The sequence below is a fragment of the Xenorhabdus sp. TS4 genome, assembly GCF_014467265.1.
Lineage (GTDB): Bacteria > Pseudomonadota > Gammaproteobacteria > Enterobacterales > Enterobacteriaceae > Xenorhabdus > Xenorhabdus ehlersii.
The window spans coordinates 46978-71040 of sequence record NZ_NKHQ01000022.1 but is presented as its reverse complement, the minus strand read 5'-3'; the positions used below and the strand labels follow the sequence as shown (position 1 = coordinate 71040).

Below are 24063 nucleotides of genomic sequence, written 5' to 3'. Positions count from 1 at the left end.
ATTAGTGCAGCAGATAGCTAAAACTATCGTTCTGGTATACAACAACCTGCCCAAACCACACAAGATCATGCTTGGATCTTTAACGCTGGTTACTTTGGCTATCGCGATATGGCGGCCTGTTGTTTACCATGAACGAGAAGAACGGACAGGTAGTATTATTCTTAGTACCCCCAATAGCATTCCAGAAGCAACGGATGATGTCGCTGGGGATGCTAATGAACAACTCCCCAATGAGGGCATTGGGGATGATGATGGCAGTTCTGTTGATACAGCAGTAAATGTTCCGCACCAATATGTTGTCTCCAGTGGTGATACCCTGAGCTCGATTTTAACTCAGTTCGGAATTGATTCCTCTGATGTTGCTTTGTTAGCAAATCAATATAAGTCGTTGCGTAATTTAGGTATTGGTCAGTCATTATCGTGGATTACTGACGATAATGGGAATTTAAAAACACTGACTTGGGATATATCACGTCGTGAAACTCGCGTTTATACTCGCGAAGGGGATATTTTTAACGAAACGCAAGAGTTCCAGAAGGGAGAATGGAAAAATAGTGTCATTACAGGTACAGTTGATGGCAGTTTTAATAGTAGTGCCCTGATTGCTGGATTAACAAGCAGCGAAGCCAGAGAAGTGACAAAAGCGTTGCAATGGCAGATAGATTTCCGCAAATTGCGTAAAGGCGATCGTTTTTCTGTGCTGATGTCCCGTGAACTGCTTGATGGGAAAAGTGAACAGAGTCAATTGTTAGGTGTTCGCTTACAGAGTGGTGGCAACGATTATTATGCCTTCCGGGCCAATGATGGTCGTTTTTACGACAGCAATGCTTCCGGTCTTGAGCGTGGTTTCCTGCGTTTCCCCACAACTAAACAGTTTAGAGTATCTTCTTCTTTCAATCCACATCGCTTAAATCCGGTAACCGGCAGAATTACAGCACACAAAGGGGTTGATTTTGCTATGCCAGTAGGAACGCCCGTTTTGGCAGTAGGTGATGGTGAAGTTGTTGTCGCCAAATTTGATGGTGCAGCCGGTAATTTCATTGCCATTCGGCACGGTCGTCAATATACAACTCGATACATGCACTTGAGGAAAATACTGGTAAAACCGGGTCAGAAAGTGAAACGGGGTGAACGTATTGCGCTATCAGGGAATACGGGGCGTTCAACAGGCCCACACTTGCACTTTGAATTCTGGGATAACCAGAGGCCGGTTAACCCGCTCACTGCAAAATTACCGCGTTCTGGTGGGCTAGGTGGTAAAGAGCGTGCAGAATATGTAGCAATGGTTCAAGAGACTAAGCCTCAATTGTTGCTAGATTAAGTGCATCAACCTCCTATTATTGACAGAGATAAAAGCGGATGATTACTATCATCCGCTTTTATCTTATTTTTTGTTGTAAACTTTCGCCTTGAGAGCAAATATTGGGATCATCAGAGTTAGCTCATGAATAAAGAAAAAGATACAGATAGTAAATTGGGATATGTCCCTCGGTTTCATCGAGCTTATTTACATCCCCGTTATTGGGGGCTTTGGGCCGGCGTGGGTATATTGGCAGGATTGTCTTATGTCCCTGTAAAATGGCGTGATCCATTCCTAGCCAAGATAGGTATTTGGGCGGGAAGAAAAGCGAAAAGTGCTCGTCGCAGGGCGAAAATCAATTTAATTTACTGCTTCCCTGAGTTAACGGAACAACAGCACGAAGAGCTGATTGATCGCATGTTTGCTACCGCTCCTCAATCGTTTGTTATGCTGGCGGAGCTTTGTCTCAGGGGAGCAAAATCGACACTTGAACGAACCCAATGGCATGGCGAAGACATTATTCAGGCTTTAAAGGCACAAGGCAAGAATGTCATTTTTATGGTTCCACATGGCTGGTCTGTTGATATTCCCGCAATGTTGTTGGCGGCACGTGGACAAAAAATGTCAGCCATGTTTCACCACCAAAGCAATCCCGTGTCTGATTACTTATGGAACAAGGCGCGCTGTCACTTTAGTGGTCGTTTGCATTCCCGTGATGCGGGAATTAAACCTTTTATCTCTACAGTGCGTGAAGGCTTTTGGGGATATTATTTGCCTGATCAGGATCATGGCGAAGAGCATAGCGAATTCGTCGATTTTTTTGCCACTTATAAGGCTACTTTGCCTGCACTTGGGCGTTTAATGAAAGTTTGCCGCGCGGCCATTGTTCCGTTATTTCCAGTTTATAATTGCCAAACCCATCAGTTGCACATTTATATCCGCCCACCAATGGAGGATATTGTAGGACAGGATGATACTTATATTGCTCGTCGGATGAATGAGGAATTGGAAGAATTGGTGAAGCCGAATCCTGAACAATACACTTGGATCTTAAAATTACTTAAGACGCGGAAAGCAGGGGATATTGAGCCTTATAAAAGAGAGGACCTATAATTGAAAAGACAACATATAACCATTGAATTCACTCTATGAATTAACTTATATCCCCCCTAATAAATAATTGCCTTCTAATTAGGGGGTAGTACTAAATTATCCGGTCATGTATTCAAAGCGTTGATCACCCTCAAACATAATATTCACGTTCAATGAAAGTGCCAATGATTTTGTTATGCATTTCAGGGGATTTTGAATAACCGAGTGTTTTACGGTTCAGGCGCTTTATTCGGTTACGCAAGGTTAAGTTTTCGCGTTCGATACGTTGAGTAAAATATTTTCCAACCAGATGGTTGGCTGAAGGCAGTAAATTATAGGCACGGTAAGAATAATCGAGCTGGAAAGTACGATGACAGGATAAACAACGATAACGTTGGTGACCACCTTTGCCAATACCGTGTTTTTTTAATGTCCTTTGTTTGGCGACAAAATCGACATACTACTTCCACTGTAGCCATGTATGTTATCTCGCAAAAAGGGCATTATAGATGAAGAACAACATATTGAATACATGACCGTAGTTCTTATAGTAAGAAGAGGGCCGTGATAGTACAGCCCTATATTTTATTATTTATATTGAGATTATTCTACTTCAAGTACGCGACAGGTATTGGTACTGCCAATAGTTCCCATTTGATCACCTTGGGTCACGAGTACCAAATCCCCAGAGATGAGATAGCCTTTATCGCGCAGGCGATTCACTGCTTCATTTGCCGCAGCGATCCCGTCAGTATGTGAGCTACAATAAACTGGCGTCACACCACGATAAAGGGCGGTACGGTTTAAGGTTGATTCATGGCGAGACATAGAGAAGATAGGCAGGCCAGAACTGATGCGGGACATCATGCGAGCCGTGCGGCCAGATTCAGTCATGGCGATAATTGCCTTGACGCCTTTCAGATGGTTGGCTGCATACATGGTAGACATTGAAATCGCTTCTTCAATGCTATCAAATGTAATATCCAGGCGATGTTTGGAAACATTGACACTTGGCATTTTTTCCGCACCAAGACAGACTTGTGCCATAGCGGCAACAGTTTCCGCAGGATACTGCCCCGCAGCTGTTTCAGCAGAGAGCATAACAGCATCAGTACCATCCAGTACCGCATTGGCGACATCCATGACTTCAGCACGTGTCGGCATTGGGTTGGTGATCATGGATTCCATCATTTGTGTGGCTGTAATCACGACACGATTCAGTTGGCGAGCGCGGCGGATCAGTTTCTTCTGTACACCAACCAGTTCAGGGTCACCAATTTCAACACCGAGATCACCACGAGCGACCATGACAACATCCGATGCCAGAATAATTTCATCAATAATTTCATCACTGCTAACAGCTTCCGCTCGCTCAACTTTTGCAACGATTTGGGTTTCACAGCCTGCATCTCGTGCGAGACGGCGAGCATAATTCAAATCTTCACCTGAACGAGGGAAAGAAACCGCAAGATAATCAACACCTATTTTGGCTGCTGTGATGATATCTTCCTTATCTTTTGCTGTCAGTGCTTCGGCTGATAACCCGCCGCCCAATTTATTGATGCCCTTATTGTTGGAAAGCGGGCCTCCCACAGTCACTTCTGTGAAGACTTTCATCCCCTGAACTTCCAGGACTTTCAATTGAACGCGTCCATCATCCAATAGCAGGATATCACCAGCCGTTACATCAGATGGCAATCCTTTATAGTCAATACCGACTTTTTCTTTATCTCCCTCTCCCTTACTTAGATTGGCATCCAGCAGGAATTTATCCCCAACATTCAGGAAAATTTTTCCTTCCTTAAAGGTGGATATGCGTATTTTGGGTCCTTGAAGATCACCGAGGATAGCAACATGACAACCTAAACGAGCAGCAATTTCGCGCACTTTATTAGCACGTTGGATATGATCTTCCGCAGTGCCATGAGAGAAATTAAGGCGGACGACGTTGGCTCCCGCTTGGATAACTTTTTCTAGATTGTCGTCACGATCTGTAGCTGGGCCAAGTGTAGTGACAATTTTTGTTCTTCTGAGCCGTCTGGACATGTATTACTCCGTTGACCTATGAAGCATACCTTTTGTTTTTCAAGTTGCCGCATCGTTGGGGGGGGAACTTGAAATCCATTGGGTATATGAGTTTTCGATTACCGTAGGATAACCATTTAATTTATTGATTATTAACCCCGCACTGCGAATATGCAGTGGGGAAAAGTCTACATATGCTATCAGTCTGGAGAGTTGATAAATAGTGAACAAAAACACAGTCTATTTTCTGGTTTATTCGGGCTTATCAAACCGTGAATTACGCAACGCTTCTTTGACCCTCTTCAAATTATCCCTGAATTTTGAGCCGCGGCGCAGTGTGAAACCAGTTGCCAGCACATCAATGATGGTTAATTGAGCAATTCTTGAGACCATCGGCATATAGATATCTGTATCTTCGGGTACATCCAACAGAATGGGGAGGGTTGCTTCGTGCGCTAATGGGGAGCCTGTCGAGGTAATGGCGATCACTGTTGCATCGTTCCCGCGGGCCAGTTTAGCAATTTCTACAAGGCTTTTTGTTCTTCCGGTATGAGAAATTAATACGACAACATCTCCTTCGGTACTACTAATGCAGCTCATTCGTTGCATCACGATATCGTCAAAATAGGTCACTGGAATATTGAAGCGAAAAAATTTGTTCATGGCATCATGGGCCACAGCGGCTGATGCCCCCAAACCAAAAAAAGAGAGTTTTCTGGCTTGTGTCAGAAGGTCGACTGCTCGGTTAATTGCTGCAATATCGAGATTACTTTTAACCGTTTCCAGATTTGCCATTACTGATTCGAAAATTTTGTTTGTATAAGAGGTGACGCTGTCACTTTCTTCCACATTGCGGTTCACATAAGGTGTACCATTGGCGAGGCTCTGTGCCAGATGCAATTTAAAGTCAGGAAACCCTTTGGTGTTGAGACGACGACAAAAACGATTAACCGTCGGCTCACTCACATTTGCCATTTTAGCCAGAGTGGCAATGCTTGAATGGATGGCAGTTTGTGGTGAAGCAAGGATGACCTGAGCAACTTTTTTCTCTGACTTACTCAAAACATCAAGACTATTTTGGAGCCGTTCCAGTGTGTTCATAAAACGAAGTTTAACCTCGGTTTTAACGATTTCATTAACAGGAGAAATCTATTTCATTTTCATGAAAATATACTACTTGTTATTGAAAGCTGGCAGTGGCAATAACCGGATAATATGGGATTTTTCATGAAAATATGACAAGTGTCTAACTTTCAACTTGGTAAGATTACTTCTTAATCGTTGTAAATTTTCAGTTTATAATTACTAATCGGTATGAATTCTGACCACGTTGCTAGTGAATACAAAATTACCATGGATGTGAAAGCAGTGTACAGAAAACGGATGTTCGGTTATTTAATAGACTGCGTCCAATGGATTTCATTTTGTCGCTAATCCAGCAGTAACGTCAAATACGAAGAGCTATATGAATAACCCATGAATAATCAGTGTTTACTGCATATAACCAAAAGAGTACATTACCCACAGATTCTGTAAAAAAATTACAATATCCCGTAATTGAGGAGATGCAACATGGCGGTGACGTCTACAGCTCAGGCTTGTAATTTGGTAATTTTTGGGGCGAAAGGAGACTTAGCACGCCGGAAATTAATGCCTTCCCTTTACCAGTTGGAAAAAGCGGGTTATATCCATCCTGATACCCGAATTATCGGCGTCGGTCGAGCTGACTGGGATAAAAAAGCCTATACCAAAGTCGTTGAAGAAGCATTGGTGACATTTATGTCCGAGAAACCAGACTCAGAATTGTGGAAGAAGCTCCGTTCGCGTCTGGAATTTTGTAATTTGGACGTAAATGAGACAGGACATTTTACCGAATTGGCAAAAATAATTAATAAAGATGACTTACCCGCTATTCACTATTTTGCTATGCCTCCAAGTACATTTGGAGCAGTATGTCATGGATTGGGCGCTGCGGGGCTGAATACGGAACCCAACCGTGTGGTGATGGAAAAACCACTGGGAACAGATCTTGCTTCTTCCAGAGCGATTAATGATGAAGTTGCAAAATATTTCAATGAGAGCCAAATTTACCGTATTGACCATTATTTGGGGAAAGAAACGGTATTGAACTTGTTAGCGTTGCGTTTTGCCAACTCGCTTTTCGTCAATAATTGGGATCATCGCACGATTGATCATGTGCAAATTACTGTTGCTGAGGAAGTTGGTATCGAAGGGCGTTGGGGCTATTTTGATCAGGCAGGGCAGATGCGCGATATGATCCAAAATCATCTTCTGCAAATTCTGACTATGATAGCCATGTCACCACCGGCTGACCTGACAGCAGATCGCATTCGCGATGAGAAAGTGAAAGTGCTGCGTTCATTGCGTCGGATTGATCAGACCAATGTCAGGGAAAAAACCGTTCGCGGGCAATATACTGCAGGTTTTGTACATGGTAAGAAAGTTCCCGGTTATCTGGAAGAAGAGGGGGCGAATAAAGCCAGTAAAACGGAAACTTTTGTATCGATTCGTGTCGATATTGATGACTGGCGCTGGTCTGGAGTGCCTTTCTACCTGAGGACCGGAAAGCGGTTGCCAGCTAAATGTTCTGAAGTTGTCGTCTATTTCAAAGAGCCTTCTCTGAACCTATTTGCTGAATCCTACCAGCAATTACCTCAAAATAAATTGACAATCCGCTTGCAGCCAGATGAAGGTATTGATATTGAAGTGCTGAATAAAGCCCCAGGGTTGGAACATAAACACCGTTTGCAAACTACCAAACTGGATCTGAGTTTTTCTGAAACATTTAACCAGACGCATCTTGCTGATGCTTATGAAAGGTTATTGTTGGAAGCAATGCGCGGCATTCAGGCATTGTTTGTCCGTCGTGATGAAGTGGAAGAAGCTTGGAAATGGGTGGATTCCATTATGGATGCATGGGCGGCGGATAATGAACCACCGAAACCTTATCAGGCAGGCACGTGGGGGCCAGTGGCTTCTATCGCTATGATTACGCGTGATGGTCGTTCATGGAATGAATTTGAATAATCTGCGTGTTTTTAACTCGCATTAATTTACTTATTGATAAAATAATAGCCGGATCTAATGTCCGGCTGATGTTTGTATAAATATTTATGCTTTAGCATTTGCGGAATTTTTAAGGAAGAAAGTTAATAACTCTTATTTTGCTTAAGCGAGATACTAAATTTGATATCTGGATAAGGAAACTTTAGGATAAATAACCTGTTAATCCACTTTTTTACTGAAAGTGGAGTTTGATTTACCAAATACAAATCGTTGCTTTTTATTTTGGGTTATGATAGAAATATGCCATTCATTTACTTATATGAGGGTTCGTAGTATATCACGCGATGTTTGTATAATAGCTGTATGGTTATCGTGTGATGAAAGAATAAAACATCATGAATAGCGCCAAAAGCGTCAACATTCAACATAGTAACAAAATTCAACGTTGTACCCATGTTTTTTTCCTCTCAACTATCTTATCCAGTGAGCACTACTGGTGCGGCGCCCTTTAGGGCCTTCTCCTGCTAACCGGTTCTTCATCGGCAATTGTTGTTTGCCAAAATATTTCGCTAAAAAGTCAGTTTGATTCTGATATTGCGTAATTGCATTTGTAGCCGACTTTGTTGGCCTTTATAGCTTGATATCTTGGCATGCTTATTAGTATGTTCAGGAGAGAAAAAATGATTTATTGGGTGTTTCTTGTATTGGCGATTGTGACAGAAGTGATTGGTACTCTGTCAATGAAACAAGCCAGTGTTTCGGGTGATTTTACAGGCATGGTCGTGATGTACACCATGATCACAACTTCTTATATTTTGCTGGCCGTTGCTGTGAAAAAAGTGGCATTGGGCGTGGCTTATGCACTGTGGGAAGGTATTGGGATCCTGTTTATTACCACTTTTAGTGTGATGTGGTTCAACGAGTCACTGTCATTGATGAAAATTAGTGGATTGGTATTGTTGATAGCCGGAATTGCCTTGATCAAGATGGGGGAGAAAAAGAGCCAAGGCCAAGCTTCAAACAATGCAACAAAAAGCAATGCATCCCAAAATAATCCATTAAGAGCATTAAACAATATTTCGAACAAGCAAATCAGGGAGGCATGATATGCTAACTCAATTTGAATGGTGGCATGGTGCGTTCCTGATTCTGGCTGTTGTTTTGGAAATTGTGGCAAATATTTTATTGAAATTATCCAATGGATTTCAGCGCTTCTGGATGGGTATTTTGTCTCTGGTTGCTGTTTTGGGCGCATTTAGTGCGTTGGCCCAGGCAGTGAAAGGGATAGAACTTTCCGTCGCTTATGCCTTATGGGGTGCATTTGGCATTATTGCTACAGTGGCGGCTGGCTGGATAATGTTTAATCAACGACTGAATTTTAAGGGATGGAGTGGTATTTTGTTGCTATTAATTGGCATGATTATTATTAAGATGGCTTAATTTTTACTCTCCATTCCTTAAACTTCATTTTGTAAACATGGCATTGAACGAGCAATAACTCATTCAATGCCATGTTTTTTTGATAAGTGCAGATTATAAAGCGGCGATAATTTTAATTTCTACTTTATACTTAGGGTCCATCAATGCTGCTTGAACAGTACAGCGGACTGGAGCACTTCCGGCAACAACCCATGTGTCCCAAACGGCGTTCATGCCTGCAAAATCAGCCTTATCCGCCAGAAAAATCGTAGCGTCTAAGATCTTGCTTTTATCTGAACCAAGACGGTGTAACAGGGTATCAATGGCTGCCAGAGTATCGGCGGTTTGCTCTGTAATATCACCATCCAGTTGTTCTGGCACGCTGGTATAATAGATAGTGTCATTGTGAACGACCGCTTCTGACCAACGGGTATCTGGATCAATGCGTTTAATAGTCATTAAATCTCCTGTTAATTTATCCAGTTTTTTGCTGAATTGAGTAGTTATTACAACTTAGTATTGGCATAATTCTGCCACATTTTTTATTGAAAGAGACTGTTTGTGTCAGACGATTTTGCGAAAAATGGCATACTAGCCAAAGCTATACCAGGTTTCAAGCCACGCGATGCTCAGCGGGAAATGTCTTCAGCTATTACAGTTGCGATTAAAAAACAGCAACAATTGGTCGTAGAAGCAGGAACGGGAACCGGTAAAACATTTGCTTATCTGGTACCTGCTTTGCGCTCCGGTAAAAAAGTGATTATTTCTACGGGTTCTAAGGCATTGCAGGATCAGCTCTACAATCGAGATCTACCTACTATCGTTGATGCGTTAGGTTTTACAGGCAATCTGGCGCTATTAAAAGGGCGCTCAAATTATGTATGCCTTGAACGCCTTGAGCAACAAACAATCGGCAATTCCCAGTTGGAAGCTGAAATCTTGGCGGAAGTCATCAAATTGAAGCATTGGTCAGGCCATACAAAAGATGGTGATATCAGCACCTGTCATCAAGTGGCGGAAGATAGTACCGTTTGGCCATTGGTCACGAGTACTAATGACAATTGTCTTGGCAGTGATTGCCCATGCTATCAGGAATGTTTCGTTCTGAAAGCCCGTCGAAAAGCGATGGAAGCCGATGTGGTGATTGTTAACCATCATCTGTTTATGGCAGATATGGTGGTTAAGGATACCGGATTTGGTGAGTTAATCCCGCAGGCTGATGTGGTGATTTTCGATGAGGCTCACCAGATCCCTGATATTGCCAGCCAATATTTTGGTCAGCAGTTAAGTAGCCGCCAATTGATGGATTTATCGCGTGATATCATCATGGCTTACCGTACTGAAGTGCGGGATCAGGCACAATTGCAAAAAAGCGCAGATCGTCTCAGCCAAAGTGCACAAGATTTCCGTTTGTCATTAGGTGAAAACAGCTATCGGGGTAATCTTCGTGAGGCCTTGCAACAGCAGCAAGTTCAGCGCGCATTAGTGCGGTTGGATGATGCCCTTGAGCTTTGTTATGACGTGATGAAGCTCTCTTTAGGGCGTTCAGCCATGTTGGATGCGGCTTTTGAACGGGCAACAGTTTACCGCAATCGCCTTAAGCGTCTGATTGATGTCAGTATACCTAATTACAGCTATTGGTTCGAAAGTTATGGGCGGCATTTTTTGCTGGCATTAACACCGTTATCTGTTGCCGACAAATTCAGTGAGATGATCCGTGAACAATCAGGTAGTTGGATTTTTACATCGGCAACATTGTCGGTCAATGAACAGCTAAATCATTTCACTGAACGTTTAGGGCTAAAACAAGCCCAGACATTACTCTTGTCTAGTCCATTTGATTATCAACGTCAAATGTTATTGTGTGTTCCGCGTCATTTACCATCACCTAACCAAAATGGTGGTGCAAAATGGCTGGCTCGTATGTTGAAACCATTAATTGAAAGCAATAAAGGACGCTGTTTTTTTCTCTGTACTTCTCACCAAATGATGCGCAGTTTGGCGGAAGAGTTCCGTGCTAGTATGACATTGCCAGTATTAGTACAGGGTGAAACGAGCAAAACACAACTTCTGACACAATTTATCTCTGCGGGTAATGCATTGCTGGTGGCGACCGGCAGCTTTTGGGAAGGGGTGGATGTCCGCGGTGATGCATTGTCCTGTGTTATTATTGATAAATTGCCGTTCACTGCGCCGGATGATCCTTTGCTTAAGGCCCGTATTGAGGATTGCCAACTTAAGGGCGGGGATGCTTTTCACGAGGTTCAGCTTCCCGATGCTGTGATTGATTTGAAGCAGGGCGTTGGACGCCTGATCCGTGATATTGATGATTATGGCGTTGTGGTCATTTGTGATAATCGTCTGGTGATGCGTCCATATGGTGAGGTTTTTTTAAATAGCCTGCCTCCCGCTTCCCGTACCCGTGATTTATCAAAAGCAATTGCTTTTTTGAACTCACGCCCACTGCGGTCTGGGTAATAAAATGTCGGGGCGATGATGTTGGGGCTATGGTAGTATAGCCCCTTGTTTTGAATCCTATATCTTGCCGGAGTTAAGGCATGTCCACGCGAATTTTAGCTATTGATACTGCAACTGAAGCCTGTTCTGTTGCGCTTTGGAATGAAGGTGCTATTGAGGCACAGTTTGAAATTTCCCCACGGGAGCACACTCAACGTATTTTACCGATGGTTCAAGCGGTTTTATCAAAAGGTGGAGTGAACCTGCAACAATTGGATGCGTTAGCGTTTGGCCGTGGACCGGGTAGTTTTACCGGTGTACGGATTGGTGTTGGTATCGCCCAAGGGCTGGCACTGGGTGCTGAATTACCGATGATTGGTGTTTCCTCGCTGAAAACAATAGCGCAAGGGGCTTTTCGCTTAAAAGGAGCAACAAACGTTTTGGTTGCTATTGATGCGCGGATGGGGGAAGTTTACTGGGGACAATACATTCGTAATTCACAAGGTGAATGGCAGGGCGATGAAACGGAAGCGGTTTTGAAACCTGAACAAGTGCAAGAGATTATGAATTCCTTGTCAGGCGAATGGGGAATTGCTGGAACGGGATGGGAAGCCTATCCTCAATTATTAGACAGCCACTTAATGCTGACAGCAAGCGATGTTACTTTACCCCATGCGGAAGATATGCTGCCGTTGGCCATTCAGATGTGGGAAGCGGGGGAAGCGACAGCGGTTGAACATGCTGAACCCGTTTACTTACGTAATGAAGTGACATGGAAAAAATTGCCGGGCCGTTAAGGCGCTTATAAAATTCATGCAACTTGTGGCAGAAAGCGGTGTCCATGAGTATAAAGGGCCAGAGTATGGCTAACCAGATGGATGGTTAGTCTAATAAGATTTTTCTGCGTTGGAGGCGTTATGCTCAATGGAATATACTCTCGAAGCATACTGCAAGCGGTGGCATTATTGGGAACCCTGGTACTTGTGGGCTGTGTGTCAGTTCCTGATGTTATTAAAGGAACGACTAAAACACCAGTGGAAAATCTGCTTTCTGTCAAGAATATGCCTGAGTTATACATTGGGCATGAAGGGAGGTTTGGTGGCAAAGTACTTAGTGTCTTGAATGAAAAAAGCCAGACTCGATTAGAAATATCTGCCATGCCACTAGCAGGCAATGCTTCCCCACGTTTGGATGTACCTTCTTTGGGACGAGTTTATGCCTACGTGAATACTTTTTTAGAACCCAGTGATTTTAAAGATCATTATGTGACTGTTGTAGGTTTGATTACTGGTCTTGAAAAAGGAAAAGTAGGTAATAGCCCGTATAATTACGTTGTGATGAATGCAACAGGAGTGAAACGTTGGTATGAATCTCAGAGAATGATTTTTCCTCCTGCTGTAGGAACTGATCCATGGAGCTATTATGGCAACCCTTATGATCCGTTTTGGCGCGGTTATTCACCACTCCAGCCTGTATCAGTTGAAACAATTTTAACTGAATAAACCTCTTGCCAACCAAAGGGTATTTGGTGGCAGGCATTTGTCCCCCAACAAAAACAAACCTGCCACTGGGATACTAGGGGTTATCCCGTCTGTAAAAGAGACAACTTTCCGTTATTTTGTGACATGAACACCTAAGAATTATCCTTTAACTGACATATCTTATTTATAACTATTTGGAATAATAGTAAGACTCCAGGCCAAAAATTAGTAAATCGGTGTATAATTAACTAATTATAAATCCAAGTGCTAATAATTTAACTAATTAGTTGATAAGTAATGAAAAATAATCAGGCGGCAAAAGCTGCCTTATTTTTTTGCAGTAATTGATAGTATTAAATTAGTGATGTGTATCGCCAACCTGAACATTGTTGCTTTGCAAACTGGTACGCTGAGTTAATAATTTGTTAAATATACAAGTCAGGTTTGTTTTATGGTCAGTGGTTACATCGCAATTAGATTTCAGGAGTATTCAACTTGGAAAAAGTTTGGCTAAAACATTATCCGGCAGATGTTCCGGCAGAAATCGATCCCGATCGTTATTCGTCGTTGATTGAAATGTTTGAAAATGCTGTAGCGCGTTATGCCGATCAAGTCGCATTTATCAATATGGGCGAGGTAATGACTTTCCGTAAATTGGAAGAGCGTAGCCGTGCCTTTGCTGCCTACTTACAGAATGGTCTGGGGCTGAAACGAGGGGATCGGGTGGCATTAATGATGCCCAATTTACTGCAATACCCCGTGGCACTATTTGGTATTCTGCGTGCAGGTATGATTGTTGTAAATGTGAACCCGCTCTATACCCCGCGTGAATTGGAACATCAGCTTAATGATAGTGGCACATCTGCCATTGTTATCGTTTCTAACTTTGCACATACCCTAGAAAAGATTGTCTTTAATACGCAAGTCAAGAACGTTATTTTGACGCGCATGGGTGACCAGCTTTCTCGTCCCAAAGGAACCCTTGTTGATTTTGTCGTTAAATATGTCAAACGGCTCGTGCCTAAATATCACTTACCGGATGCCATTTCGTTCCGTAGTGCGATTCATAAAGGCTACCGTATGCAGTATGTCAAACCGGATGTAAAAAGCGACGATTTGGCTTTTCTGCAATATACGGGGGGAACCACAGGTGTGGCAAAAGGTGCAATGCTGACTCATCGTAATATTCTGGCAAATCTCGAACAAGCCAGGGCTTGTTATTCTCCGTTATTGAAGCCAGGGCAAGAGTTAGTGGTAACTGCATTGCCGTTGTATCATATCTTTGCTTTAACGATAAATTGCCTGTTCTTTATTGAATTGGGTGGGCAGAATTTGTTGATTACCAACCCTCGCGATGTAAACGGTACGGTCAAGGAGCTATCGCGTTATCGCTTTACTGCATTATCGGGTGTTAACACGCTATTCAATGCCTGGCTGAATAATCCGGAATTCCAGAAGCTGAATTTCTCCTCATTACGTTTATCTGTTGGTGGCGGCATGGCTGTGCAACGAGTGGTAGCTGAAAAGTGGCAAAACCTGACAGGTCGTAATCTACTGGAAGGTTATGGATTGACGGAATGTTCTCCTTTGGTTTCAGCTAACCCGCATAACTTGACCTATTACAGTGGTAGCATTGGCTTCCCCATTGCTTCAACAGAAATGAAGCTAGTAGGGAATGATGGTAATGAAGTTTCACCGGGCGAAGTAGGTGAAATGTGGGTGCGTGGACCACAGGTAATGAAAGGTTACTGGAATCGACTTGATGCGACGGATGAGGTGTTGAAAGATGGCTGGTTGGCAACTGGGGATATTGCCAGCGTAGATGAAAAAGGTTTTTTCCGCATTGTGGATCGGAAAAAAGACATGATTCTGGTTTCCGGATTTAATGTCTATCCAAATGAAATAGAAGATATTGTTTCTTCCCATCCTAAAGTGTTAGAGTCGGCAGCATTGGGCGTTCCGAGTGAGAACTCAGGAGAAATTGTCAAAATATTTGTGGTACGCAAAGATCCCAGTTTGACTGAGGATGAACTTAAAACGCATTGCCGTCGTTACCTGACTGGATATAAGGTGCCGAAGCTCATTGAATTTCGCGATGAACTGCCAAAATCGAATGTTGGTAAAATTCTCCGCAGAGAACTTCGCAATGAAGAGTTGGCAAAAGTGGATAATGCTGCTACAAATTGAGCCTATTTATTGCCAAAATTGCCATATCCCATTGCACATCAACAGCGCCGGTTTTACCGGCGTTGTTGAGCATGTCTTATGAATGGTTAAGAGAATGATGTTTTGAATTATCAGTTGCTTACTACCGATGCCCAATTACAGTCAACCTGTGAGCAGGCAAAAAAACACGCAAGAATTGCACTGGATACTGAATTTGTACGTACACGGACGTATTATCCCCAATTAGGTTTGATACAACTGTTTGATGGTGAACAGCTTTCTCTGATTGATCCCCTCGGAATTTCGCAATGGCAGCCCTTTAGGGAGCTATTGACTGATCCGAACGTATTAAAATTTATTCATGCTGGCAGTGAAGATTTAGAGGTTTTTAGTAATAGTTTCCAGTGCTTGCCAGAGCCCATGATTGATACTCAGGTACTGGCTGCATTTATTGGTCATCCTATGTCATGTGGCTTTGCGACATTGGTTGCTGAGTATTTGCATATCGAATTGGATAAGAGTGAATCCCGCACTGATTGGTTGGCTCGACCGTTGAGCGAAAAGCAATGTCAATATGCTGCGGCAGATGTTTACTATTTATTACCGCTGGCCGATATCTTGATGGAAAAAACAGGGCAGGTGGGATATTTGGATGCGGCAAGAGATGAAAGTAACTTGATAGCACAACGCCGTAAAGAAGTATTGATGCCGGAATATGCTTATAAGGATATTGGTAACGCATGGCAATTGCGCCCAAGGCAATTGGCCTGTTTGAAAAAACTGGCTGCATGGCGTTTAAATCAGGCTCGTGAGCGTGATCTGGCAGTTAATTTTGTGATCCGCGAAGAAAATTTATGGCAGGTTGCCCGTTATATGCCAACTTCTTTGGCTGAATTGGACGCTTTGGGATTGAGTGGACAAGAAATTCGTTGTCATGGTCGCCGGTTGTTGGCGATGGTCGCGGAGAGCAGGGATATTCCAGCAGAAGAGTGCCCGGCTCAAATTGTGAATTTGGTTGATTATCCTGGTTATCGTAAGGCGTTTAAAGAAATTAAATCTTTGGTCACTCAGGTGGGGGAATCCCATCATTTCAGTGCCGAACTGCTGGCTTCTCGCCGTCAAATTAATCAATTACTTTGTTGGCATTGGAAATTGAAAGCGCCGGAATATCAACCTGAGTTAATCAGGGGCTGGCGAGGCAAGTTACTGGCTGAACCTATCGCTGAAATATTGGCAAATTATTCGCAGGAATAGCGTTAATTCAATCACCATCATGGTCTTATTTATGAGATGTAGTACTTAAGATGTAAATTTGATTCCCTGCCTGATATATAGGCAGGGAAAATTGTCTTTATTTCCTGATCTATTATTTAAATAACAAATTGTTTTACAAAAATCACCACCTTAAATTAAATAGCGTCGTTTGATCCTGCTATTTTGGCGATTCCTCAACCTCAGGTAATGTTACATTTAGTTCTAGTACAGAGATATCATCATTTTTTTGCTCAAACTGCACAGAAAGCATATCTGGATCGATTTGTACATACTTACAAATTACAGCCAGAATATCCCGTTTCATGTCGGGCAAATAGGCAGGCTCGGAGTCACCACGGCGCCGCTCTGCCACGATGATTTGTAGCCGCTCCTTGGCGATATTGGCCGTCGGTTTTTTTCTCGACAGGAAGAAATCTAACAAAGCCATGCGTTACCCCCCAAACAGGCGTTTTAAAAAGCCCTTTTTTTCTTCTTCGATGAAACGGAAAGGCCGTTCTTCACCGAGTAAACGTAAGACAGTATCTTCGTATGCTTTACCCGCGTCAGAATCTTTGTCCAAAATGACGGGTTCTCCCTGGTTGGATGAACGGAGAACAGATTGATCTTCTGGGATAACGCCAAGCAAAGGAATACACAGAATTTCCAGTACATCTTCCATACTCAGCATATCGCCGCGGTTCACACGCCCTGGATTATAGCGCGTCAGCAGAAGGTGCTCTTTGATAGGTTCGTCACTTTGTTCTGCACGGCGGGATTTGGATGCCAGTATACCTAAAATACGATCAGAGTCACGAACAGAAGAAACTTCCGGGTTTGTTGTAATAATTGCTTCATCGGCAAAGTAGAGCGCCATCAATGCGCCGCTTTCAATACCAGCAGGTGAATCACAGATAATGAACTCAAATCCTTGTTGATCCAATTCATTCAGAATCTTTTCAACACCATCTCGGGTGAGTGCTTCCTTATCACGGGTTTGGGATGCGGGCAGAATATAGAGATTATCTGTGCGTTTATCTTTGATAATTGCCTGATTCAAGCTGGCGTCACCTTGAATGACGTTCACGAAGTCAAAAACCACACGGCGTTCACAGCCCATAATTAGGTCGAGGTTCCGTAAACCGATATCAAAATCAATAACGACGGTTTTTTTTCCTCTTTGAGCGAGGCCGGTAGCAATGGCCGCGCTTGAAGTGGTTTTGCCAACGCCACCTTTACCAGATGTAACAACAATAATGCGTGCCATGAAGCGATTCCTTGTTATAAGGGCTAGACTAAAGTTTCAATAGTTAATTCATTGTTTACCAGACGTAATTTTGCTGCCTTGCCAACAAAATTTTCTGGAATTTTCTCGCTGAGCCAATATTGACCTGCAATAGAGGTGAGCTCAGCGTTTAAATGGGTGCAGAAAATCTGGCTTTCTTGATCACCAGATGCGCCTGCCAATACTCGTCCCCGCAGCACACCATATATATGAATATTTCCATCAGCGATTAATTCTGCACCAGCGCTCACATTATTTGTCACAATAAGATCACTGTTTGGTGCATAAATTCTTTGTCCTGAACGAACAGGTGTATTAATTATACGAGTTTTTTTGAAAAGAGGTTCAGCCGGTTTATTTTCTTGAGTAAGAACTTTCTGACTTTTACCTTCTTTCAATAAAGGAAGTTCACATTTTAGAGCAGTTTCTCGTTGCTTTTCGTTTTGACAACCACTGATGCCAACGATGCGCAACCCAACTGACTCAATGGCTTGGTGGAGTGCGAGGAGATCTGCATCAACAGGGAGAGCAGATATATTGATGACAACGGGCGCATTTTTTAGGAATTCGGGTGCCTGCTCCATTTTTTCCTGCATAGCTTTATGAATAACTTCCGGCTGGTCATCATATAAATGAACGACCGAAAGCGTAAAATTACTGCCTTTTAGCTCAATTGGCGACTGTGACATCGATATTCTGACTCAGTAAGGTTAAGTTTCCCAAGGTAGTTTAACAAACATTTTCCTAAAATAGCCTCTGGGAGACGATATTCTTAAATATAATAAGCATGTTATAGTTAGTGAATTATTCAAGCAAGTCACCGAGTTAATTTAAAAGAGTTTATAACAATGATTTGTGTAATCTACAGAAGCCCAAAACGTGACCAGACATATCTGTATATTGAAAGAAGAGGTGATTTTTCGCGCGTTCCTGAAGATCTGTTAAAAGCATTTGGTGAACCTCAATATTCAATGATGATCTCGTTATCTGAAAGAAAAAAACTGGCTAATGCTGATATTGAAAAAGTAAAAACCGCGTTGAGTGAACAAGGTTTTTACCTGCAAGTACCACCGCCAGTGGAAAGTTTGCTCAGTGGACATTTGGTATCAAACAAGCCACTTATACAATAAAAATCGCTGGCAACTGCCTGATCCTGAATTGAGGAGGAGCCGATTTATGAAATTAATCACTGGGCTAACTTTATTGACAGCAACTCTGTTAGCAGGGTGCAGTACATCAAGTAGTAAGCAATTGTACAATCCATCTGTGTTGACTCCTCGCTCCCAAGCTGAAGCCAGGGCACTGGAGCAAGATTTTCCATTGAGTTCCCGTGAACCCTCACAGTTTCCCGCCTATGTGGCTTTGCTGAAACAGCAAGCCAGAGAGCAGGGGATCAGTGAAAAAGCATTGGATCGGGCATTTGCCAATATCCATTTTATTCCGCGAGTTATTAAAGCTGATCGTAACCAGCCAGAAAAAAAAGTGACTCTGGATGATTACCTGAACCGCGTCTTGCCAGCCTGGAAAATTGAACAAGGCATTAAGGCATATGAAGATAATAAACCCCAGTTAGCAAGGATCAGCCGCAAATACGGTGTACCCAAAGCCTATATCGTTGCTTTGTGGGGATTAGAAAGCGGTTTTGGCAAATTTCAAGGAAATGAAGATGTCATTTCGGCGTTATCCACGCTGGCCTTTGAGGGGCGCCGAGAAGTGTTTTTTATAAAACAATTACTGGCAGCGTTAGAAATAATTGAATATCAATATATTGATGAAAATCAGACGTTAAAAGGCTCTTGGGCGGGAGCAATGGGACAAAATCAATTTATGCCAACCTCTTACTTAACGTATGGCGCTGATGGCGATGGTGATGGCCAAATTGATATTTGGCACAATAAAGCAGATATCTTTGCCTCGACTGCCAATTACTTACATAAGGAAGGATGGAAGCAGGGCTTACCTTGGGGATATGCTATTTCATTGCCTACAGGCTTTGATATCGCCTTAGAAGGCATTAAGCCCGAACAGGGAAAAACCATTGCCCAATGGCAGACATTGGGGATTTCATCTCCACATTTTGCTAACCTGTCTGCAGATACCAAAGGCTGGATAGTCATCCCTGATGATTCGGTTCAACGGGCATTTTGGGTGACACAAAATTTCCGCACTATCATGCATTGGAATCGTTCTTACTATTTTGCTCTCAGTGTTGGTATGATGGCGGACGGTATTATGCAACGTACTCATTTTCTTACTCGCTGAAAACCAGATCCTGAAAACAAGATAAAGGAACAATGTTATGTACCAGCATCAGGATTGGCAGGGTGTATTGTTGGATTTTCCTGCTAATAAGGTTGTTTGTGTCGGCAGTAATTACGACAAACATATGAAAGAGATGGGCTCCCAATCCACTGAAGAGCCGGTGATATTCATCAAGCCTGAAACAGCACTGTGTGATCTGCGTCAACCTGTTTTCATTCCACAGGAATTAGGTGCTGTGCACCATGAAATAGAATTGGCTGTTTTAATTGGTTCGACACTTAAGAATACCAATGAAGAGCGAGTTAGTCAGGCGATTGCAGGCTTCGCCGTTGCGCTGGATTTGACATTACGTGATTTGCAACGTGAATTTAAACAATCGGGGCAACCGTGGGAAAAAAGTAAGGCATTTGATAGGTCATGCCCGATATCGGGATTTATTCCTGTCAATGCTTTTGGTGATCCACAAAATGCCGAACTTTCTTTGACAGTAAATGGCGAATTGCGCCAAAACGGCAATACGCGTGACATGCGAATGCCTATCATCCCGTTGATTAGCTACATGTCGCGTTTTTTTACCTTACGTCCAGGCGATATTATCTTGACGGGAACGCCTGAAGGCGTAGGGTCATTGCAATCTGGTGATATTTTAGACGTTTCTCTCAATGAGCACGTTTTGACAACCAGAGTGATTTAACCACGAGGAATGACAGAAATTATGTCCCAACCTTTCTGGCAGGTGAAAACCTTAGAACAAATGACAGACCAAGAGTGGGAAGCACTATGTGATGGCTGCGGTCAGTGCTGCCTGCATAAGTTGATGGATGAGGATACGGATGAAATTTATTTCACCAATGTTGCCTGTAATCAACTGAATATTAAAACCTGCCAGTGCAAGAATTATGAAGATCGTTTCAGATACGAGCCTGACTGTATCAAATTGACCCGTGAAAATATGAATACCTTTGAATGGCTGCCAAAAACGTGTGCTTATCGTCTGATTGGCCAAGGGGGGAAACTCCTTCCGTGGCACCCTCTGGTCAGTGGTTCAAAATCGGCGATGCATGCAGAGCGTATTTCTGTCAGGCATATCGCTGTGCGTGAAGTGGATGTGGTGGATTGGGAAGAGCATATCCTTAATAAACCCATGTAATTATCTTTTGTTTGATATAAAAGGGATTTTATATCATGCATTGGATGTTTGGGGCATGGCATATGTGGGAAAACCTTATTAAATGCAAGGCGTTATAATATCAAGAAAAATTGTGCAGTTTTGTGAAATTGAGCACACTTATTAAAGCTGCTTTTATTATAATTACACATGTTCATTATTTATTTTTCTGGTAAGCATTCTGGGTCAGAAAACTTTTATTAACATGAACAATGACTATATAACGATTATTGTCCGAGGAAGAGATGAACCAGGTTAAGAATGAACAGGAGTAGATAAGCTATCTAATACTAACTATCATCTTGCCTTTAAGGATGGCGAAATCAGATATGATATCCGATTATCTGGACGAAATAGCCATTCTTTATTTTTTTCCTTAATCACCTATTTCTCTAAGCTTTCTCGATAATAGGGAAATAGCATCAGCCTGCTGAGTAGAACTTAGATTCTTTGATTAAAAGGTATCTCAGTATTATTTTTTGGGGAGGTAAGTATGAGATATTCGTTATTAAGCAATACTAACAACTGGATGAGTTGCGTCGATGACGGTAAAAGTTTAGCGTGCATATCTATTCCGGGAACTCACGCCAGTTGTACCAGAAAAGGAGCGTCGGGGCAAATATCTCTTATTGATAGAACGTTTGCTACACAAAATTCGGATTGCACAATAACAAAACAACTGGCAGATGGTATCCGTTATCTGGATATTAGATGTTGTGCAATTAATGACGTATTCACCATCCATCTTGATAAGTTTTATCTCAATATAAACTTTGGTGATGTTTTAAATGAATGCACTGCCTTTTTGGCGGATAATAGTTCTGAAACCATTGTTATGAGAATAAAACAAGAAAACTCATCTGTTCTTGATAGTGAATTTTTAAAAATATTTAATACACATTATTCAGGCTATCATAGCAGCATGTATCTGGAGTCTGCTATTCCAACACTTGGTGAAGTAAGGGGAAAGATTGTTATTCTTTCAGATGTACTTACATTGCCAGGAATTCCCTATAGTTCTATAAAGGTTCAGGATATTTATGCTGATGTAGAACTTAAAAAATCAGAAATAGTTAACTTTGTAAATGAGTCAACGAAATCAAATCGAAATAATGATACATCTGAAATATATTTAAATCACTGTAATAGTGCATCAGGACCATCATTCATTTCGGATCCAGAGCCGTATGCCATAAGTATTCTACGCAGTCTGATCAATGAATTTAAAGGGGGGATGGGTTGTGATTGGGTAGATAATTCAAAAAATGAGGCACCACACATTGGGATCATTGTAATGGACTTTTATACTAATGCAATGGTTGCCGAGATAATAAAGAGGAATGAAAATACAGACCTATATAATTTGTCGATATATTCTATTTTTAACGAATATTATGGGAGGCATTATTTTTATGCTTCTTTATATATGGACTCAGCAGAGGACAGGAGACAGGTTTTTGATTGGGCTCCGGGAGATAAGGTAATTAACGGTTTTTGGATGTTAATTCCTTACGATGAAGACAATGATCAGTATTATATATTCAACACCTATTATAAAGAGTTTTTGTACGCCAGTATTTTTATTGAGGATAACAGAAGAACTGTGTTTACCTGGATTAATGGTGTGCCAACGAGAGAAAGCGTCTGGACTATAAAAGATGGTAACATTTATAATGAATATTATGAATGTTATCTCTATGAAAGCAGTCTTTCATATACAGAGAACAGAAAACTTGTCCCGTGTTGGGCTCCGGGTGATCCAGTGGCACAGGATGAGTGGCAAATGACTTTTGAAAACAAAGCAGGCAATTAGTTTTATCATAAAAGACTCACGAACAGGATACATTGTGTTTTCTGTTCGTGAGATTTGTAGCGTTGTATTTTGGTTAAAAGGATTACCCAGTTAATATTGAGTAATCATAACCGTAGAAGCGGTTGTTAGTGATTATTGAAAATTATTCAACAAGATTTGGACAAACCTTTCCAGAAACTAATTGCTGAATATTTTGCAAAGTTATTTCACTGATACTGGTTAAGGCTTCTTCGGTTAAGAATGCCTGATGGCCGGTGAATAGCACATTATGGCAAGAAGATAAGCGGCGGAAGATATCGTCTTGAATAACGTCATTTGATTTATCTTCAAAGAATAAATCTCTTTCATTTTCATAAACATCCATACCCAGTGCGCCAATTTTTTGTTGTTTCAGTGCATTAATAGCAGCCACAGAATCAATTAAGGCACCTCGGCTGGTATTGACAATCATCACGCCATCTTTCATTTTGTTGAACGCTGTTTCATCCAATAAATGGTGGTTTTCCGGTGTCATGGGGCAATGCAGGGAGATCACATCCGATTCAGCATATAAAGTATCCAAATCCACATATTCCACACCCATATTCAAGGCTTCAGAATTTGGGTAAGGATCATGTGCTAGTAAACGCATACCAAAGCCTTTCAAAATCCGCAAAGTAGCAAGACCGATTTTTCCTGTTCCGATAATGCCCGCAGTGCGTTTATACATGTTAAAACCGGTTAATCCTTCAAGGGAAAAATTGGCATCGCGGGTGCGCTGGTAGGCACGGTGGATACGTCGGTTAAGACATAACATCAATCCAACAGTATGTTCAGCAACGGATTCAGGAGAATAAGCCGGCACTCTAACAATCTGGATACCTAATTCCTTCGCAGCATCCAGATCGACATTGTTAAATCCAGCACAGCGTAGTGCCAGGATTTTGATGTTCATCTCGGCCAGTTCTTGTAGTACTTCCCGTCCACCATCATCATTGACAAAAATACATATGGCATCTGCTCCAACGGCATTTTTGGCAGTTTGTAGACTCAAAGGAAAATCAAAAAACTCGATATGATAATCAAAGCCAAGTTTTTGGTTGAGCATTTCAAAATGCTTACGGTCATACTGCTTTGTACTGTAAACAACCAGTTTCATAACAACATCTCCACTATACAGTAACTATAGAATCATTCGAGCCTGCAAAAACTGCCTGCAATAATGACGTCTCCTGAAGGTTCTAAGCGTTATCTTTCGCTATACTCGAATAAATCGCCGGATAAGCTATTCATAGGGATAGCTTGTATAATAATCGGCTTAGAGCCTGATATGAGATT

Annotated in this window: 22 protein-coding genes and 1 pseudogene; 15 read left to right on the top strand and 8 right to left on the bottom strand. The window is 42.1% G+C overall.

Annotation, left to right across the window (positions count from 1 at the left end):
* Positions 1-4: 4 nt before the first annotated feature.
* Positions 5-1321, top strand: a complete 1317-nt coding sequence (gene mepM, locus Xets_RS10925; protein WP_187651659.1) for a murein DD-endopeptidase MepM — start codon at positions 5-7, stop codon at positions 1319-1321.
* A gap of 123 nt (positions 1322-1444) precedes the next feature.
* Entirely contained in the window at positions 1445-2413 is a 969-nt protein-coding gene (gene lpxM, locus Xets_RS10920) for a lauroyl-Kdo(2)-lipid IV(A) myristoyltransferase (RefSeq protein WP_187651658.1), read from the top strand.
* Between the two features lie 130 nt (positions 2414-2543).
* Here the strand turns inward: lpxM and Xets_RS10915 are convergent.
* From Xets_RS10915 to Xets_RS10905, 3 genes and pseudogenes are all read right to left on the bottom strand, one after another.
* A pseudogene (locus Xets_RS10915) lies at positions 2544-2871 on the bottom strand (IS1 family transposase).
* A 124-nt stretch (positions 2872-2995) separates the two neighbouring features.
* Positions 2996-4438: a pyruvate kinase gene (pyk, locus tag Xets_RS10910; protein ID WP_099132246.1), complete on the bottom strand. Its 1443-nt coding sequence runs from the start codon at positions 4436-4438 to the stop codon at positions 2996-2998.
* 231 nt (positions 4439-4669) lie between these two features.
* Positions 4670-5518 (bottom strand): MurR/RpiR family transcriptional regulator, encoded by an 849-nt coding sequence (locus Xets_RS10905; RefSeq protein ID WP_187651657.1) that lies wholly within the window; start codon positions 5516-5518, stop codon positions 4670-4672.
* A gap of 471 nt (positions 5519-5989) precedes the next feature.
* On the opposite strand from Xets_RS10905, the gene zwf reads away from it, so the two are divergent.
* The 3 genes from zwf (at position 5990) to mdtI (ending at position 8884) form a co-directional block, all read left to right on the top strand.
* Positions 5990-7465 (top strand): glucose-6-phosphate dehydrogenase, encoded by a 1476-nt coding sequence (gene zwf / locus Xets_RS10900; protein WP_099132245.1) that lies wholly within the window; start codon positions 5990-5992, stop codon positions 7463-7465.
* Between the two features lie 659 nt (positions 7466-8124).
* Entirely contained in the window at positions 8125-8550 is a 426-nt protein-coding gene (gene mdtJ / locus Xets_RS10895; protein ID WP_099132244.1) for a multidrug/spermidine efflux SMR transporter subunit MdtJ, read from the top strand.
* A 1-nt stretch (position 8551) separates the two neighbouring features.
* A complete protein-coding gene (gene mdtI, locus Xets_RS10890; RefSeq protein WP_099132243.1) occupies positions 8552-8884 on the top strand; it encodes a multidrug/spermidine efflux SMR transporter subunit MdtI in 333 nt (110 codons plus the stop codon).
* 93 nt (positions 8885-8977) lie between these two features.
* On the opposite strand, the gene Xets_RS10885 is transcribed toward mdtI, so the two are convergent.
* Positions 8978-9322: a RidA family protein gene (locus Xets_RS10885; protein WP_187651656.1), complete on the bottom strand. Its 345-nt coding sequence runs from the start codon at positions 9320-9322 to the stop codon at positions 8978-8980.
* Positions 9323-9424: 102 nt separating this feature from the next.
* Between Xets_RS10885 and Xets_RS10880 the strand changes: the two genes are divergently transcribed.
* From Xets_RS10880 to rnd, 5 genes are all read left to right on the top strand, one after another.
* Positions 9425-11341, top strand: coding sequence for an ATP-dependent DNA helicase (locus Xets_RS10880; protein WP_187651655.1), 1917 nt, complete (start codon positions 9425-9427; stop codon positions 11339-11341).
* 80 nt (positions 11342-11421) lie between these two features.
* Positions 11422-12117 (top strand): tRNA (adenosine(37)-N6)-threonylcarbamoyltransferase complex dimerization subunit type 1 TsaB, encoded by a 696-nt coding sequence (tsaB, locus tag Xets_RS10875; RefSeq protein ID WP_099132240.1) that lies wholly within the window; start codon positions 11422-11424, stop codon positions 12115-12117.
* A gap of 120 nt (positions 12118-12237) precedes the next feature.
* On the top strand, positions 12238-12822 hold the full coding sequence (locus Xets_RS10870; protein ID WP_099132239.1) for a Slp family lipoprotein: 585 nt from the start codon (positions 12238-12240) through the stop codon (positions 12820-12822).
* A 474-nt stretch (positions 12823-13296) separates the two neighbouring features.
* Positions 13297-14988 carry a long-chain-fatty-acid--CoA ligase FadD gene (gene fadD / locus Xets_RS10865; RefSeq protein WP_099132238.1) on the top strand — a complete coding sequence of 564 codons (1692 nt, stop codon included), beginning with the start codon at positions 13297-13299 and terminating at the stop codon, positions 14986-14988.
* Between the two features lie 102 nt (positions 14989-15090).
* Positions 15091-16221: a ribonuclease D gene (gene rnd, locus Xets_RS10860; RefSeq protein ID WP_187651654.1), complete on the top strand. Its 1131-nt coding sequence runs from the start codon at positions 15091-15093 to the stop codon at positions 16219-16221.
* A gap of 178 nt (positions 16222-16399) precedes the next feature.
* Here the strand turns inward: rnd and minE are convergent, their stop codons facing one another.
* The 3 genes from minE to minC are packed head-to-tail and all read right to left on the bottom strand — an operon-like array spanning position 16400 to position 18192.
* Positions 16400-16669 (bottom strand): cell division topological specificity factor MinE, encoded by a 270-nt coding sequence (gene minE / locus Xets_RS10855; protein ID WP_047770052.1) that lies wholly within the window; start codon positions 16667-16669, stop codon positions 16400-16402.
* A 3-nt stretch (positions 16670-16672) separates the two neighbouring features.
* Positions 16673-17485: a septum site-determining protein MinD gene (gene minD, locus Xets_RS10850; protein ID WP_099132236.1), complete on the bottom strand. Its 813-nt coding sequence runs from the start codon at positions 17483-17485 to the stop codon at positions 16673-16675.
* A gap of 23 nt (positions 17486-17508) precedes the next feature.
* Entirely contained in the window at positions 17509-18192 is a 684-nt protein-coding gene (gene minC, locus Xets_RS10845) for a septum site-determining protein MinC (RefSeq protein WP_099132235.1), read from the bottom strand.
* A 159-nt stretch (positions 18193-18351) separates the two neighbouring features.
* Between minC and Xets_RS10840 the strand changes: the two genes are divergently transcribed.
* The 5 genes from Xets_RS10840 to Xets_RS10820 all read left to right on the top strand — a co-directional run bounded on the left by Xets_RS10840 (position 18352) and on the right by Xets_RS10820 (position 22746).
* A complete protein-coding gene (locus tag Xets_RS10840; RefSeq protein ID WP_099132234.1) occupies positions 18352-18633 on the top strand; it encodes a YcgL domain-containing protein in 282 nt (93 codons plus the stop codon).
* A gap of 46 nt (positions 18634-18679) precedes the next feature.
* A complete protein-coding gene (locus Xets_RS10835; protein ID WP_099132233.1) occupies positions 18680-19765 on the top strand; it encodes a lytic transglycosylase domain-containing protein in 1086 nt (361 codons plus the stop codon).
* A 37-nt stretch (positions 19766-19802) separates the two neighbouring features.
* Positions 19803-20459 (top strand): fumarylacetoacetate hydrolase family protein, encoded by a 657-nt coding sequence (locus Xets_RS10830; protein ID WP_187651653.1) that lies wholly within the window; start codon positions 19803-19805, stop codon positions 20457-20459.
* An 18-nt stretch (positions 20460-20477) separates the two neighbouring features.
* Complete coding sequence (locus Xets_RS10825; RefSeq protein ID WP_208638583.1) at positions 20478-20915, top strand: YcgN family cysteine cluster protein; 438 nt, start codon at positions 20478-20480, stop codon at positions 20913-20915.
* A 511-nt stretch (positions 20916-21426) separates the two neighbouring features.
* A complete protein-coding gene (locus Xets_RS10820; protein WP_099132230.1) occupies positions 21427-22746 on the top strand; it encodes a phosphatidylinositol-specific phospholipase C in 1320 nt (439 codons plus the stop codon).
* A 142-nt stretch (positions 22747-22888) separates the two neighbouring features.
* Here the strand turns inward: Xets_RS10820 and Xets_RS10815 are convergent, their stop codons facing one another.
* Complete coding sequence (locus Xets_RS10815; protein ID WP_099132229.1) at positions 22889-23884, bottom strand: 2-hydroxyacid dehydrogenase; 996 nt, start codon at positions 23882-23884, stop codon at positions 22889-22891.
* Positions 23885-24063 lie beyond the last annotated feature (179 nt).

Bases quoted from the DNA above. Each gene is read 5' to 3' on its own strand.
- lpxM (WP_187651658.1), top strand. From the start codon at position 1,445: ATGAATAAAGAAAAAGATACAGATAGTAAATTGGGATATGTCCCTCGG.
- pyk (WP_099132246.1), bottom strand. From the start codon at position 4,438: ATGTCCAGACGGCTCAGAAGAACAAAAATTGTCACTACACTTGGCCCA.
- Xets_RS10905 (WP_187651657.1), bottom strand. From the start codon at position 5,518: ATGAACACACTGGAACGGCTCCAAAATAGTCTTGATGTTTTGAGTAAG.
- zwf (WP_099132245.1), top strand. From the start codon at position 5,990: ATGGCGGTGACGTCTACAGCTCAGGCTTGTAATTTGGTAATTTTTGGG.
- mdtJ (WP_099132244.1), top strand. From the start codon at position 8,125: ATGATTTATTGGGTGTTTCTTGTATTGGCGATTGTGACAGAAGTGATT.
- mdtI (WP_099132243.1), top strand. From the start codon at position 8,552: ATGCTAACTCAATTTGAATGGTGGCATGGTGCGTTCCTGATTCTGGCT.
- Xets_RS10885 (WP_187651656.1), bottom strand. From the start codon at position 9,322: ATGACTATTAAACGCATTGATCCAGATACCCGTTGGTCAGAAGCGGTC.
- tsaB (WP_099132240.1), top strand. From the start codon at position 11,422: ATGTCCACGCGAATTTTAGCTATTGATACTGCAACTGAAGCCTGTTCT.
- Xets_RS10870 (WP_099132239.1), top strand. From the start codon at position 12,238: ATGCTCAATGGAATATACTCTCGAAGCATACTGCAAGCGGTGGCATTA.
- minE (WP_047770052.1), bottom strand. From the start codon at position 16,669: ATGGCTTTGTTAGATTTCTTCCTGTCGAGAAAAAAACCGACGGCCAAT.
- minD (WP_099132236.1), bottom strand. From the start codon at position 17,485: ATGGCACGCATTATTGTTGTTACATCTGGTAAAGGTGGCGTTGGCAAA.
- minC (WP_099132235.1), bottom strand. From the start codon at position 18,192: ATGTCACAGTCGCCAATTGAGCTAAAAGGCAGTAATTTTACGCTTTCG.
- Xets_RS10840 (WP_099132234.1), top strand. From the start codon at position 18,352: ATGATTTGTGTAATCTACAGAAGCCCAAAACGTGACCAGACATATCTG.
- Xets_RS10835 (WP_099132233.1), top strand. From the start codon at position 18,680: ATGAAATTAATCACTGGGCTAACTTTATTGACAGCAACTCTGTTAGCA.
- Xets_RS10830 (WP_187651653.1), top strand. From the start codon at position 19,803: ATGTACCAGCATCAGGATTGGCAGGGTGTATTGTTGGATTTTCCTGCT.
- Xets_RS10820 (WP_099132230.1), top strand. From the start codon at position 21,427: ATGAGATATTCGTTATTAAGCAATACTAACAACTGGATGAGTTGCGTC.
- Xets_RS10815 (WP_099132229.1), bottom strand. From the start codon at position 23,884: ATGAAACTGGTTGTTTACAGTACAAAGCAGTATGACCGTAAGCATTTT.